General features: G+C 69.8%; 11 protein-coding genes. 8 read left to right on the top strand and 3 right to left on the bottom strand.

Annotated features, from left to right (window positions below):
- The first annotated feature begins 40 nt into the window (after positions 1-40).
- Positions 41-1,570, top strand: a complete 1,530-nt coding sequence (gene hutH / locus ACO2Q1_RS03330; protein ID WP_423328121.1) for a histidine ammonia-lyase — start codon at positions 41-43, stop codon at positions 1,568-1,570.
- A 3-nt stretch (positions 1,571-1,573) separates the two neighbouring features.
- Here hutH and ACO2Q1_RS03325 read toward each other — a convergent pair whose 3' ends face one another.
- Both ACO2Q1_RS03325 and ACO2Q1_RS03320 read right to left on the bottom strand, forming a co-directional pair.
- On the bottom strand, positions 1,574-2,404 hold the full coding sequence (locus ACO2Q1_RS03325) for a hypothetical protein (protein WP_423328120.1): 831 nt from the start codon (positions 2,402-2,404) through the stop codon (positions 1,574-1,576).
- A 69-nt stretch (positions 2,405-2,473) separates the two neighbouring features.
- Entirely contained in the window at positions 2,474-4,348 is a 1,875-nt protein-coding gene (locus ACO2Q1_RS03320; protein WP_423328119.1) for a pre-peptidase C-terminal domain-containing protein, read from the bottom strand.
- Positions 4,349-4,445: 97 nt separating this feature from the next.
- Here ACO2Q1_RS03320 and folD point away from each other — a divergent pair, with 97 nt between their 5' ends.
- The 5 genes from folD (at position 4,446) to ACO2Q1_RS03295 (ending at position 8,499) form a co-directional block, all read left to right on the top strand.
- Positions 4,446-5,381, top strand: a complete 936-nt coding sequence (gene folD / locus ACO2Q1_RS03315; RefSeq protein ID WP_423328118.1) for a bifunctional methylenetetrahydrofolate dehydrogenase/methenyltetrahydrofolate cyclohydrolase FolD — start codon at positions 4,446-4,448, stop codon at positions 5,379-5,381.
- 92 nt (positions 5,382-5,473) lie between these two features.
- Positions 5,474-6,157, top strand: a complete 684-nt coding sequence (locus tag ACO2Q1_RS03310) for a LemA family protein (RefSeq protein WP_423328117.1) — start codon at positions 5,474-5,476, stop codon at positions 6,155-6,157.
- Complete coding sequence (locus tag ACO2Q1_RS03305) at positions 6,157-7,008, top strand: TPM domain-containing protein (RefSeq protein ID WP_423328116.1); 852 nt, start codon at positions 6,157-6,159, stop codon at positions 7,006-7,008. Before ACO2Q1_RS03310 ends, ACO2Q1_RS03305 begins: the two co-directional genes overlap by 1 nt.
- On the top strand, positions 7,002-7,697 hold the full coding sequence (locus ACO2Q1_RS03300; RefSeq protein WP_423328115.1) for a TPM domain-containing protein: 696 nt from the start codon (positions 7,002-7,004) through the stop codon (positions 7,695-7,697). The genes ACO2Q1_RS03305 and ACO2Q1_RS03300 overlap by 7 nt, the downstream gene beginning before the upstream one ends.
- A gap of 55 nt (positions 7,698-7,752) precedes the next feature.
- Positions 7,753-8,499, top strand: a complete 747-nt coding sequence (locus tag ACO2Q1_RS03295) for an endonuclease/exonuclease/phosphatase family protein (RefSeq protein WP_423328114.1) — start codon at positions 7,753-7,755, stop codon at positions 8,497-8,499.
- A 20-nt stretch (positions 8,500-8,519) separates the two neighbouring features.
- Here the strand turns inward: ACO2Q1_RS03295 and ACO2Q1_RS03290 are convergent, their stop codons facing one another.
- The gene (locus tag ACO2Q1_RS03290) at positions 8,520-10,016 is read right to left on the bottom strand and encodes a phospholipase D-like domain-containing protein (RefSeq protein ID WP_423328113.1); all 1,497 of its coding nucleotides are present in this window, start codon (positions 10,014-10,016) and stop codon (positions 8,520-8,522) included.
- Positions 10,017-10,174: 158 nt separating this feature from the next.
- Between ACO2Q1_RS03290 and ACO2Q1_RS03285 the strand changes: the two genes are divergently transcribed.
- Both ACO2Q1_RS03285 and ACO2Q1_RS03280 read left to right on the top strand, forming a co-directional pair.
- Positions 10,175-10,363, top strand: a complete 189-nt coding sequence (locus ACO2Q1_RS03285; protein WP_423328112.1) for a hypothetical protein — start codon at positions 10,175-10,177, stop codon at positions 10,361-10,363.
- A gap of 137 nt (positions 10,364-10,500) precedes the next feature.
- Positions 10,501-13,140, top strand: a complete 2,640-nt coding sequence (locus tag ACO2Q1_RS03280) for a tipN (RefSeq protein WP_423328111.1) — start codon at positions 10,501-10,503, stop codon at positions 13,138-13,140.
- Positions 13,141-13,184: the final 44 nt, after the last annotated feature.

Raw genomic sequence — 13,184 nt, 5'->3', positions numbered from 1 at the left:
AGGTCCTGAGCGACCTGTCGAAGACCCAGCGGAAGCGACAATGCCCCTCGAACTCGGCCACGTTCCCCTCACGCTCGCACAACTGCGCAGCGTCCTCGCCGCGCCGGTGAAGGTGTCGCTGGCCGACGGCGCCTGGGCGGACGTCGAAAAGGGCGCCGCGACCATCGCCGACATCGTCGCCCAGGGGCGCACCGTCTATGGCGTCAACACTGGCTTCGGCCTGCTGGCCAACACCAGCATTGCGGCGGAAGATCTTGAAACCCTTCAGAAGAACCTCGTCCTGAGCCACGCCTGCGGCGTCGGCCCGCTGCTGGATGACGCCGTGGTCCGCCTGCTGATGGTGCTGAAGATCGCCAGCCTGTCGAAAGGCGCATCAGGCATTCGCCGCCAGACGCTGGAGGCGCTGATCGCCCTGGTGAACGCCGACGTCCTGCCCTGTATACCGTCGAAGGGATCGGTCGGCGCCTCCGGAGACCTGGCGCCGCTGGCGCACATGTCCTGCATCCTGCTGGGCGTCGGTGAAGCGCGGCATGACGGCCAGGCCCTGACGGCGGACGCAGCCCTGGCCCGGGTCGGGCTGGCGCCTCTGACGCTCGGCCCGAAGGAGGGCCTGGCCCTGCTGAACGGCACCCAGTGTTCGACCGCTCTGGCGCTGGCCGGCCTGTTCGCGACCGAGGACGCCTTCGCCGCCGGTCTGGCCGCCGGGGCCCTGTCGGTCGATGCGCTGAAGGGCTCGGACGCCCCCTTTGACGCCCGCATCCACGCCCTGCGCGGTCAGCCCGGCCAGATCGCCGTCGCCGCCCGTCTGCGAGAGCTGATGTCGGGATCGGCCATTCGCGCGTCGCATCTGGAAGGCGACGCCAAGGTGCAGGACCCCTACTCCCTGCGCTGTCAGCCCCAGGTCATGGGCGCGGTGCTGGATCAGATCGTCCAGGCCGCGGCGACGCTGGAGCGGGAGGCCAACGCCGTGACAGACAACCCGCTGGTCTTCTTCGAGGACGGCGACGTCCTGTCAGGGGGCAACTTCCATGCGGAGCCCGTGGCGTTCGCCGCGGACCAGTTGGCCATGGCCTTGTGCGAGATCGGGAATATCTCGGAGCGGCGGACGTCCATCCTCGTCGATCCCAAGATGAGCGACCTGCCCGCCTTCCTGGTCCGGGAGAGCGGCCTGAATTCCGGCTTCATGATCGCCCAGGTCACGGCTGCGGCCCTGGTGGCCGAGAACCGCATGGTCGCCCATCCCTGCGTCATCGACACGGTGCCGACCAGCGCCAACCAGGAAGACCACGTTTCGATGGCCACGCACGGGGCCCGGCGTCTGCTGGACATGGCGGCCAACACCGCGACCGTGGTAGGGATCGAGTTGCTGGCGGCGGCGCAGGGGATAGAGTTCCACCGCCCCCTGACCAGTTCGTCCGCGTTGGAGCAGGTCTGGGCCATCGTGCGCGAGGCCGCCGCCGCCTATGCCCAGGACCACTATTTCGCGCCCGACATCACCCGGGCGGCCCAGGGCGTCATGGCCGGCCGTTACCGACCCTTTGTCGGCGACCTTCTGCCATCCGGTCGATGAGGTTCAGCGGCTGACGACGTTCGTGATCGGCGTCAGGCCGAGGCGCTGATCGCAGGCGGCGGCGGTGAGCATTATTCCGGTGGTCTGCGTCTTTGAGTCCTCGCTTGTGGCGAAGGGTGTCGTGAAAAGGACCAGACTGGAACTGAACAGGCTCTCACGCGCGTCGGCCAGCATACGCGCCGTTTCTCCCTCGACCCGAAACAGGTTCCGTCGGCGCCGGTGTTCCGCGGCCGAAAGGTTGGACAGAGGTATGCGCTGGGCCGAGCGACTGTCGCGATAGGCAGCGATGGCGCCATGCGCCGCCCGGCAATATTCGTTTGTGGACTCGAACCCCGGCGCGCGGTGAACGGGTCCGGGCGGCAGCGGCGATGACAGGCTGCCCACACGCGTCGCCTGGCGATCGTCCGCCGTCACGACGCCGACTTCCGAGGCAGCGCCGACACGTCCGCCGCCGACATCGGACTTCAATACGAAGATGCCGCGCGTCGCGTCCGCACTGCTGATGCCCACCGAGCGCCTCTGGTAGACCCCCGTATCCGCCTCCGCCCAGACCGCGTCATCCTTGACGCGGCCCGCACGACTGAGACGTGGCGTGCCTGAGCAATCGGCGGTCTCGTAGAGATCGAGGCGCACAGGAAAGGCCCCGCTGACCACGACGCGCGTCCGGCCCGGCGGCAGTAGGTTGAAGCACAGATAGGGCGCTCCGTTCCGCTGGGGCGAGCGTTCGCCGAGGGCCGCCACGCGGTCGTCGCCACGCGGCAAGGACACCGCCTGCGCCCGGGCGTCAGCCGCCGCAAGGGCCGTCAGTGTCGCCAGCAAGACCGTCGCACGCATCGTCGCCTCCGTCGTTGCAAGCGCATCCTAGCAACGACGGGCAGGATCGCGGCGTGACGGAAACTGACCTCAGGGCTTGCGTTCGACCGTCAGGGTGTAGGCGCCGGTGGAGCCGGGACCGAAGGACCGGGCGCGGATCACGTACTGTCCGGCGCGTTCGACCGTCCATTCGATCCGGGCATGGGTGTCCGACAGGCTGTCGTCGTCGCTGGCCACCGTCTCCCACGATCCGTCCGCTTTCTCTCGACCAATCTCAAGATAGGCGTCGAAATCATTGGAAACCATGGTGAGATTGACCTTGTCGCCTGCGGCGACGGTCACCCGATAAGCGTCGAAGAACACGCCCTCGTTATCAATGGCGTCGTTGTCCGACAGGGCTCCGCGCGCCGAGGCGCCGACGAGGATCGAGCCCGGCAGCGGCTGGGGGCCCTTGTCCAGCAGTTCGATCGAAAAAAGCCCCTTCTCACCGCCGCTCAGGGGCGAGGCGCGCAGCTCGTACTCGCCGCTGTCGGGGAGCTTGAAGGTCAGACGCGCATCCGTGCCCTCGCCCAGACCGTCGTCGTCGCTGGCCAGGGATTCCCAATCGTCTTCGGAACCCGCGCGGCCCAGCTGCACATAGGCGTCGAAATCGCCGGACCGGACGATGGCCTGGACACGGCTGCCTTCCGTGCCCTGGAACCGATAGGCGACATAGGTGCGCCCTTCGTTGTCGCGCGGCCCGTCGGCCAAGACTTCGCCCTGCACCGTCTGGCCGAACGCCAGGGACGTGGGCGCGGGGGGTGCGGCGGCCTCGACGATCTTCAGCGTGTAGGGGCCTGCGCCCGTTTCGCCGTCCAACGCCCGCGCCTGGATCGTGTAGGTCCCGGCCTCGGCCAGGGTGCGGACCAGACGCGAATTGGTGCCCTCGTCTCCGCCGTCGTCATCTTCGCCGATGCTGACGCCGTTCGGACCGAACAACTCCAGATAGGCGTCGAAATCCGTGGCGTTGAGGGTGATCTCGACCCTTTGGCCGGCCGTCGCGGTGAAGGCGTAGGCGTCGGCGCGCTCGCCGTCGTCGTTGGCGCCGTCGTCGTCATTCAGCTCGCCCTCGACCTCCTCGCCCAGTGCGATCGGCTTGGCGGCCAGGCCCGGCGGTCCCGGCTCGATCTTCAGCACATAGTCGCCTTCGGCCGAGTCGTTCAAACCCTCGGCGCGAATGATGAACTCGCCGTCCGCCGGGGCCGTGAAAACAAGACGGGAATGCAGTCCGCCCGCCGGATCGTCGTCATTGGAGGCGGACTCGACGAAGGCGCCGTCGACCATCCGTCCAATGCGGACCACCGGATCGAAATCGTCGGCCTCGAGGCGCAGCTCAATACGTTCCCCCGCCTTCAGCCGCAGGGCGTAGCCGTCATAGCGAGCGCCGTCGTCGGTCTCCGGATCCCGCGCCGTCAGTTCGCCCGACACCGTGCGGCCGATCCGAACGCCCTGCGGCCGAGGCGCACGCGGCGGGGCCGGGCGCTGGATCAGGCTCAGGGCATAGGCCCCGCCGTCGGTTCCGCTCAGGGGGCGCGCCCTCAGGCGATAGGTCCCCGCCTCCGGCGCCACGAATCGGAGGCGCGATCCGGTGCCTTCCCCCAGACCGTCGTCGTCGCTGGCGAAGGCTTCGTCCGTTTCACCTGGCCCGAAGACCTCGAGATAGGCGTCGAACGCGTCCGAAGTCAGCACCGCCTCCAGCCGCTGGCCGGCGCGGGCGGTGAAGGCGTAGTCCTCATACCGATAGCCGTCCTCGGTTCCGCCTTCGACGGCGTCCGAGGCGTCCAGCACGCCCGTCACCCGGTCGCCGACGCCGATCGGCGTGGTCTGGGCGACGGCTGCGCTCGCCACGCCGAAAGTCGCCGCACCAAGGGTCGCCGAGAACAGGGCGAGGGTGCTGATGGAGGCGGCGAGGTGAAGACGGGTCATGGAACTTTCCTGATGCACAGCTTGCCAACATAGACGCCGATCCGTGACGTCTGTAAATCGCCGCCCATTGCACGAAACCTGACGAAAGGCCCGACCCATGTCGGACACGCACGCCGCCGCGCGCCCCATCGACGGCAAGGCCTTCGCCCAGGGTCTGATCGACCGTGTCACCGCCGCCGTCGCCCGGATGAAGGCCGCCCACGGGATCGTTCCGGGACTGGCGGTGGTGATCGTCGGCGAGGATCCGGCCAGTCAGGTCTATGTCCGCAACAAGGGCGAACGCACCCTGGCCGCCGGCATGCGGTCGGACACCCACCGCCTGCCGGAATCCACGACCCAGGCGGAACTGCTGGCCCTCATCGCCGAACTGAACGCCGACACCGGGATTCACGGGATCCTGGTCCAACTGCCGCTGCCGGCCGCCATCGACGCCAACGCCGTCCTGGACGCCATTTCGCCGGACAAGGACGTCGACGGCTTCCATGTGGTCAACGCGGGTCGGCTGGCCGTCGGGCAACCGGGCCTGGTTCCCTGCACGCCCCTCGGGTCCATCATGCTGCTGAAGGACGCGCTGGGCGACCTGTCGGGCCTTCATGCGGTGGTGGTCGGCCGCTCCAACATCGTCGGCAAGCCGATGGCCCAGCTGCTGCTGGCGCAGAACTGCACCGTCACCGTGGCGCATTCGCGCAGCCGCGACCTGCCCGGCCTGTGCCGTCAGGCCGACATTCTGGTCGCGGCCGTCGGGCGTCCGGAGATGATCCGGGGCGACTGGATCAAGCCGGGCGCGACCGTCATCGACGTCGGGATCAACCGCGTTCCATCGAGTGACCCGGTCAAGGCCGCCGAGGGACGCACGCGGCTCGTCGGCGACGTGGCCTATGCGGAGGCCGCACGGGTCGCCGGCGCGATCACGCCCGTGCCCGGCGGCGTCGGGCCCATGACGATCGCCTGCCTGCTGGCCAACACCTATGTCGCCGCCTGCCGCACGCTGGGGGTCGCGGCCGAGGATCTGGCCCCGGCTTCGGCGGACTAAGGGCCTTTCCTTCCTCCATGGCTTGCCGAGGCGCCGACGCGGTCCGATAGTCCGACTCGCCTTCCGCTCGGGAAGGCCGGAGGAAGTCGCCCATGGCTCTCGCCCCTTCCCGCCTGGCCGCCGTCGCCGCCGTGGTCGTGCTGGCCCCGGCCGTCGCCGGATGCGGCTACAACACCATTCCGACCAAGCGCGAGCGCGCCGAGGCCGCCTGGGCCGACGTCCAGAGCCAGTATCAGCGCCGCGCCGATCTGATCCCCAACCTGGTCGCCACGGTCCAGGGCGCCGCGACCAGCGAAAGAACCATCCTGACCGAGGTGGTCGAGGCGCGCGCCAGGGCGACGTCGGTGCAGATCAGCCCGGAGACCCTCAGCGACCCCTCCGCCTTCCAGGCCTATCAGGCGGCCCAGGGCCAGCTGACCGGCGCCCTGTCGCGCCTGCTCGCCACGGTTGAGGCCTATCCGCAGATCCAGTCGAACCAGAACTTTCTGAACCTGCAGTCGCAACTGGAGGGGACGGAGAACCGCATCACCATCGCGCGGCGCGACTACAACGAAGCCGTGCGCGACTACAACACGACGCTGGCCACCTTCCCCTCGATCATCTGGGCCAAGACATTCCAGTCGGGGAACAAGGAGATGCAGCTGTTCACCGCCTCGGCCGAGGCCCAGTCCGCGCCGACGGTGAACTTCAACTTCGGGCCGGCCGGAGCGCCGGCCGGGGCCGCACCGGGCGGCGGCCAGCCCCAGGTGACGCCGGGCGCTGCGCCGGGTCGTTGATGATTTCCACGTCCTGGAGGCGGACAGCCGGGGTCGGCGGGATCGTCGGCCTGCTTTTGGCGCTCGGCGTTCTGCTGCTGTGCTCGTTCGCCCAGGCGCAGTCCAAGCCTGATTTTCCGGCCCTGACCGGGCGGATCGTCGATGAAGCCCATCTGCTCTCCGCCGAGGCGGAGACGGCCCTCGACGCCAAGCTTGCGGGGCTTGAGGCGCGGACAACCGATCAACTGGTCGTCGTCACCCTGACATCGCTGCAGGACCGCGAGATCGAGGACTATGGCTACCAGCTGGGCCGGGCCTGGGGGCTGGGGCAGGCGGACAAGGACAACGGCGCCCTGCTGATCGTGGCGCCGAACGAACGCAAGGTTCGGATCGAGGTCGGTTATGGCCTGGAGCCGGTCCTGACCGACGTCATGTCGAACCACATCATCCAGACTGAAATCCTGCCCGCGTTCCGGGTCGCCGGCTATGAGCGCGGCATCGCCGCCGGAGTGGACGCCATCATCGCCCAGCTGGAGATGGATCCGGCCGAGGCCGCCGCGCGGTCCGCCCAGCTGGCGCCGGCCCGGGCCGGATTCCCGGTGGGACCGGCGATCCTGGTGGGTCTCGTGCTGCTGTTCATCGTCGCCATCCTGCTGTCGGCCTTGCGCGGGGGCGGACGACGCCGACGTCGTTCGACCGATTGGGGATCGATCCTCGTCTGGGCGGCGGCCGAGGCGATGAAGGACGGCGGCCGGCGGAGCGGCGGTTTCGGAAGCGGTGGTTTCGGCGGGGGCGGTTTCGGCGGAGGCGGCGGGGGATTCCGGGGCGGCGGCGGGAGTTTCGGCGGCGGGGGCGCGTCCGGCGGATGGTGAAGACGGTCCTGACCGCCGAAGACAGCGCGCGGGTGTCGCACGCCATCCTTCTGGCCGAGCGCGAGACCTCGGGAGAGATCTTCTGCGTCCTGGCGCGTCGGGTGTCCTCGTATCATGATGTGGCCCTGGGCTGGGCGGCGGGAGCGGCCCTGCTGGCGCCGCTGACCCTGATCCCGCTCGGCTTCGACGCGGCCTGGCTGCCGGGCGTCGCCGACAGCTGGGAGGCGGGCCAGCTCGCCGCCCGGGACCAGGTCGTCGGACAGGCCCTGGCCGCCTACGCCATGCTGCAGGCCCTGATCTTCGGCGGCGCCTTCGCCCTGGCGTCGATCCCGGCGGTCAAACGCTTGCTGACGCCGCCGGCGCTGCGTCGCGCGCGGGTTCGCCGGGCGGCGATGTCGCAATTCCTGTCGCACGGCCTGCACCTGACCCAGGCGAGGACCGGGGTCCTGATCTTCGCCGCGCTGGACGATCGGCAGGTCGAGGTGGTGGCTGACGAGGGCATTCACGGCCGGGTCGAGGAAGACGTCTGGGCCGAGGCGGTCGGTCGCCTGACCCACGCCCTGAGGCGAGGCGCACCGGCCGAAGGATTCGAGGCGGCCATCGGCCAGGTCGGCGCGGTGCTGGCCGCGCACTTCCCTCCCCGTCCCCGCGACGCCGACGAACTGCCCAATCGTCTGGTGGAGATGTGAGCGCCGTCCAAGCGTCTTTCGCTTGTCGCAATCCGGGTGCAGAGCCGGGCGCCTCATGCCCCGTCTCCTGACCTACAACGTCCATCGCTGCCTCGGCGTCGACAAGCGGCTGGATGTCGCCCGCATCGCGGCCGTCATCGCCGAGCACGAACCCGACATCGTCTGCCTGCAGGAGCTCGACGTGCGTCGCGCCCGCACCGGCCATGTAGACCAGTGCGCCGAACTGGCCGAAAGGCTGGCCATGGCCTTCCACTTCAATCCGGCCATCGCGGTGGAGAGCGAACAGTACGGCGACGCCCTGCTGACCCCCTGGCCCGAGACGCTGGTGAAGAAGGGGCCGCTGCCGACGGTAAGGGGCATCCCGGGGCTGGAGCCGCGCGGGGCGGTATGGGCGGCGATCGAGATCGGAGGCGCCCGGCTGAACGTCGTCAACACCCATCTGGGCCTGGTGCCGCGCGAACAGAGACTTCAGGCGGCGGCCCTGATCAGCCGGGACTGGCTGGGCGGCCCACAGGGCGCCGGGCCCACCATCCTGTGTGGCGACTTCAACGCCACCTCCATCACACGACCCTACCAGACCCTGGTGCGGAAGCTGGACGACGCCCAGCGGCGTCTGGGTCTGAAACCCAGCCTCAAGACCTTTCCGTCGTCCTTCCCCGCCATCCGGATCGACCACGTTTTCGTCAGCCCGCAGATCCGTGTGACCGGCGCCAAGGTTCCGGCGTCGCCGCTGGCCCGTGTAGCGTCCGATCACCTGCCCCTGATCGTGGACTTCGAGATCGAGCAGGACGCCGCGGCCTGATCGGACCAGAGGTCGTCGCGTCAGTCGCGCCCTCTGAGCTGGCTGAACTCGCCGCCGGCCTGACGTTGCGAGGGGTTGCGTCGCTTCCAGGGCCGCCAGGCGTTGTCGGCCGAGGACGGATCGCCCAGTTGCCATTCGGCGATGAACCGCTCGATCGACGAGGGCGGGATCGCGCCGAGAGCTTCCATTCGACCGGTGTCGAACGTCTCGATGGCCTTTCCGACCGACCTCATCAGGCCCTCGGCCTGGGCGAAGGCCGCGCCGTCCACCCCGATGAAATGTCCCAGACTGTGGTGCCGGAAGTCGCGGATCGCGCGGCGTCCGGCGTCATACTCGGGCTCGATCGCCACGTCGCATTCGGTGTCCAGCCCCATCGACCGGTTGTTCAGATTCGTCGAGCCGATGCGCAGAAGCTTGTCGTCGATCACCGTCACCTTGGCGTGGACGATGATCCGTCCGCCCTGCGGCGTGCGCGGGGCGAAGGCGAAGAAGCGGTTGTGTTCGTCGGCGCTTTCGAGCCGATACAGGACCTCCGACCGCGCCGTGTCCATCGTCATCTTGTCGAACCAGCTTGGGCTGGCCGCTGTCGAGACCAGCACCACCTCCGGACCGTCCGGCTCCCTCAGCCTCTGGGCCAGGCAGGCGGCTATGGTCGGGTTGGTGAAATACTGGTTCTCCATATAGATCAGACGCCTGGCGCGGCGGATGGCTTCGAGATGGAGCCGTTCGTTCTCGCGCACCTCGGCCCGCGCTCTTGTGTGAGGCTCCGTGCGGGCGATGCCGACAGGAACGTCGCGCATCTGCACCTCGACGCCGTCCGGCCAGGGATCGTGCGCGGCGTCGTCCGGCAACGTCCGTTCCCAGGTGGCGCGAAACCAACGCTCCCGCGCCAGGTCTCCCAGAGCGCGCGCCGCCGGACCGGACACCACCGCCATGGTTTCGTGTCGCGGCGGGGCGATGACTCCCGAGGGCATGCACCGACGCGGATCGTCGTCATAGTGGTGCTCGGAGTCCCAGCGATCCGTGGCGACGTCGCCCCCGCCGCAGAAGGCCACGGCGTCGTCGATCACCACCACCTTCTGATGGTGGCAGGCGCCGATCATGCCCGGTTGATCCATGCGGAACTCGACCATCCGCTTGCGGAACCAGCGTTGCGCCTTGTGCGGATAAAAGCCCTGGGACGCTGCGATCAGCAGGGGCGACTTCCAGATCAGCAGCCGCACGTCCAGCTCGGGCCGGCTCCGGACCAGCATCCGCAACTTGTGTCCGATCTCGTTGTGGCGCTCGCCCATCGCAGATTCGGGATCCAGCCGCGTGCGGGGGTCGAACTGCCAGCCCAGCACCACGATCGACCGCTGCGCCTTGTCGAGCGCCGAGGACAGGGCCTCGAAATAGGCCTCGTTCTCCATCAGCACCGCCAGCCGATCCGCCGTGGCCGTGCGCCAGACGGTGTCGTCCGCCGTCAGCAGACTGCCGTCATAGGCGTCCAGCAGGGGCGATTCCGCGCTCAGCGACATGGGTTCCGTTCTGACGTCGGAAGATGACGATCGTGCATGGGCCGATTCACTCTCGATGCGGTCCGCCGGCCATAAGGCCGGCGCCGAGGCCGATTGAAAACGGCCGCGCTTGCGCGCATAATGCCGATCTATTCGGTCCGGGGACAGGGAGGGTTGTCATGCAGGCGCTGTTCGATCTCCTTGTCGGATTCCTCGCTCTGCTGGCTGCGGCGGCCCTGCACCAGCTCGGCGTGGACTTCACCTCGGCGCCGCGCGCCGAACGCGAGGTGCACCGCGTCGTGGACTGCCCGCCGCCCCCGTCCAGCGCCGTGACGGTCTCAGAGCCCGCAGCCGCGCCCAGCTGCTGATCGCGCGTCTCGACCGCGTCATATTTCCCCGGCTGTATCGTCGCCTTCGGGTTTGCGGATGCGCCCTGAACCGTTAGGGTCTCGCCGCCTGAGCGCCTCGTGGCGGCCGGGCGCCCCAGTGATCGAGACGACGCCTGATGAAATCCCGCCAGCGGCCGCCCCTCAACCTGTCTGATCCTGAACCGGAAGCCGCCGGGCCGATGGCTGACGCCGACGAGGCGGCTTCCGACGGGGCCGCATCAGGGGTCGAGGCGGAACCCGCAGAGGCGCCGGTCGAGCCTTCGGCGTCGGTCGAGCCCTCCACCGTCAAGGTGTCGCCGACGCGGGAACGACCGATGTCGGAACGTCAGAAGCGGCGACTGGCGGAGGAGCAGCGCCTGGCTGAGCAGCGCGCCGCCGCGCTGGAGTTCGCCGAGCCTATGGAACCGGCTCCCGTCGCTCAACAGGCGGCTTCGGTCGTGACGCCGAGTTTCGCCGAAAGCGCCGACGCGCCCCCGGCTCCGTATCAACCTGCGCCGGTGCCGGACGCCCCGGCCGAGGCCGCAGCGCCGGCGGTCCTGCCGACGATCAAGGGCAAGGCGGAACTGATCGGCGCGGCGCGGCACGCCTATGGCTTGGCCGGGCTGGCTTCGGCCCTCTGGGTCGGCGGCGTCGCGGCGCTGGCGGCCTATGAGATCGGCGCGGCGGGGGGAACGCCCGACCCGCTGCGTATCGCCGTCTACGTCCTGCTGGCGCTGGCGCCGGTCGGACTGGCCTTCCTCCTGGCCAGCGCCGTGCGCCAGGGGGCAGGACTGGCCGCCGAGACCCGGCGGGCGCGCGGTCTGGCCGAGGCCCTGGTCGCTCCGACGGCGCTCGCGGCTCAGGAGACCGGCCAGGTGCTGCAGACGCTGCGCGCCGACATCGACCAGGCCAGCCTGGCGGCCGAGCGGGCCCGCACCGACATGACGCTGCTGCGGCAGGCCCTGGCCGAGGAGACGGCTCGCCTCAATGAGGCCGCCGAAACCGCGGTCCGCACCGCCCGCAAGATGACCGAGAGCCTGGCGGTCGAACGGGACGAGATGCAGGCGCTGGGCCTGCACCTCGACACCCAGTCGGGCAATGTGCTGGATGCGGTCGAGCGGCAGTCCCGCATGATCGTGGACGCTTCCGACCTGGCCCAGACCCAATTGCGCGAAGCCGAAGCCGCCCTCGCCGCCCGGGCCGCCGACATGGCCGCCGCCGCCGGCGAGGCCCAGGACGCCGCCCGTCTGGCGGCCGACGACCTGGCCCGCCAGACGCTGCGCCTCGAAAACACCGGCTCAGGCGTCGCCGAACAGATTCAGTCGGTCGAGGAAGGCCTGGGCCAGCAGCGCGCCGCCCTGGTCACCGCCGCCTACGCCCTGCGCACCGATCAGGAGGACTTCTCCGCCCAGGTCGAGAGCCAGCGGGCCCAGTTGATCGCTCAACTGGACGCGACCCGTTCGGCGGCCAACGCCCTGGATGAAACCTCGGGCCGTTCGGTCGAAAGCCTGAAGGACCTGGTGGAGGCGGCCACCGACCAGTTCCGCGCCCTGGTCGACATGTCCCAGCGCGAGGCCGACGGCTTCGACGCCGCCACCAAGACGGCGCTGGACCGGTTCGAGGCCCTGGCCGCCGAAGCGCGCGACACCCTGGTCGAGGAGACCCGCCGCACCCTGGCCGTCATGCAGGCCACCGCCGAGGAGGCGCGCGGTCAGGCCGTCGATGCGGCCAACCAGGCCCAATTGCGCGCCGATCGCCTCGGCGAAGCCTTGTTCGACGCCGCCCAGAAGGCCGACCAGGCCGCCGAGGCGCGGGTCGAAAGCGCACGCCGCATCGTCTCCCAGACGGCGGAGCTGGTCGACGCCGCCGGCGAGACCGCCGTGGAGCGCCTGGAACGCACCATGGACCGCATGACCAAGGCCTTGGCGGAAATCGAGACCGCCGTCAGCCAGATGGACGAACGCGCCTCGCGCCTGCCCGAAGAGGCGCGCAGCCGCGCCGAGGAAGTGCAATCGACGGTCGAACAGGGGCTGGCCGCCCTAGCGGCCGCCTCGCGCAAGGCGGCCGAGGACACCGAGGCGCTGGACCTGGCGTTCCAGGAGCGCGTCCGGCGCAACTACGACATGTTGACCGAGGCGGTGCGTCTGATGGGGGTGGTGTCCGGAGACGCGTCTCCCGGCCGTCGGCGCGAGGCGACGCCGCTCAGCATCGTCGAGGACCGGCCGGGGCGCGGCGGCGAACCCGCCGATCCCGCGCCGCTGCGGGGCCGCCTGCGCCTCGAGCCCACGGACACCTTCGACATCCGCCCCGCGCCCGCACGTCCTGGGCGCGGCGACGCGATGGACTGGAACGATCTGGTCGACGAGGCTCCGGCGGCGCCGCCTCCGTCCTCCCGTCCTGCCCGAGACGGCGTCTCGGCCGCGGACGCCGAGGCCATGGCCGATCGGATCACCGCCGCCATACGGCGGATGGGGGTCGATCCCAACGCCCTGTTGCCGCGCTCCCGCGTCGAGGAGGCGGCGGAGGCGCTCGCCGGCCGGGACGGAGAGCGCGCACGCCAGATCGTGCGCCGCGTGGCTCCGGCCGCTGTCCGGAGCGTCTCCCGCCGCGTGCTGTCCGACACGGAATTGCGCGCTGATTGCGAACGCTATGTCCGCGCTTACGGCCGGATGATCGAGGAACAGGGACGCGATCGCGCCTCGGCCCTGGCGGCGCTCGCCACCGATGCGGGCCGCGCTTTCCTGCTGCTCGACGCCGCCGTGGGAGACATGGGCTGACCTCGAACGACGATTTCGGCTTGACGCAGGGGCTCCGGCGCCGA

The sequence above is a fragment of the Brevundimonas sp. VNH65 genome (assembly GCF_049445955.1).
Lineage (GTDB): Bacteria > Pseudomonadota > Alphaproteobacteria > Caulobacterales > Caulobacteraceae > Brevundimonas.
This window is presented reverse-complemented; position numbering and strand designations above follow the sequence as displayed.

What these genes read in the sequence shown, in the direction of transcription:
- hutH (WP_423328121.1), top strand. Translation starts at nt 41, where the DNA reads ATGCCCCTCGAACTCGGCCACGTTCCCCTCACGCTCGCACAACTGCGC.
- ACO2Q1_RS03325 (WP_423328120.1), bottom strand. Translation starts at nt 2,404, where the DNA reads ATGCGTGCGACGGTCTTGCTGGCGACACTGACGGCCCTTGCGGCGGCT.
- ACO2Q1_RS03320 (WP_423328119.1), bottom strand. Translation starts at nt 4,348, where the DNA reads ATGACCCGTCTTCACCTCGCCGCCTCCATCAGCACCCTCGCCCTGTTC.
- folD (WP_423328118.1), top strand. Translation starts at nt 4,446, where the DNA reads ATGTCGGACACGCACGCCGCCGCGCGCCCCATCGACGGCAAGGCCTTC.
- ACO2Q1_RS03310 (WP_423328117.1), top strand. Translation starts at nt 5,474, where the DNA reads ATGGCTCTCGCCCCTTCCCGCCTGGCCGCCGTCGCCGCCGTGGTCGTG.
- ACO2Q1_RS03305 (WP_423328116.1), top strand. Translation starts at nt 6,157, where the DNA reads ATGATTTCCACGTCCTGGAGGCGGACAGCCGGGGTCGGCGGGATCGTC.
- ACO2Q1_RS03300 (WP_423328115.1), top strand. Translation starts at nt 7,002, where the DNA reads ATGGTGAAGACGGTCCTGACCGCCGAAGACAGCGCGCGGGTGTCGCAC.
- ACO2Q1_RS03295 (WP_423328114.1), top strand. Translation starts at nt 7,753, where the DNA reads ATGCCCCGTCTCCTGACCTACAACGTCCATCGCTGCCTCGGCGTCGAC.
- ACO2Q1_RS03290 (WP_423328113.1), bottom strand. Translation starts at nt 10,016, where the DNA reads ATGTCGCTGAGCGCGGAATCGCCCCTGCTGGACGCCTATGACGGCAGT.
- ACO2Q1_RS03285 (WP_423328112.1), top strand. Translation starts at nt 10,175, where the DNA reads ATGCAGGCGCTGTTCGATCTCCTTGTCGGATTCCTCGCTCTGCTGGCT.
- ACO2Q1_RS03280 (WP_423328111.1), top strand. Translation starts at nt 10,501, where the DNA reads ATGAAATCCCGCCAGCGGCCGCCCCTCAACCTGTCTGATCCTGAACCG.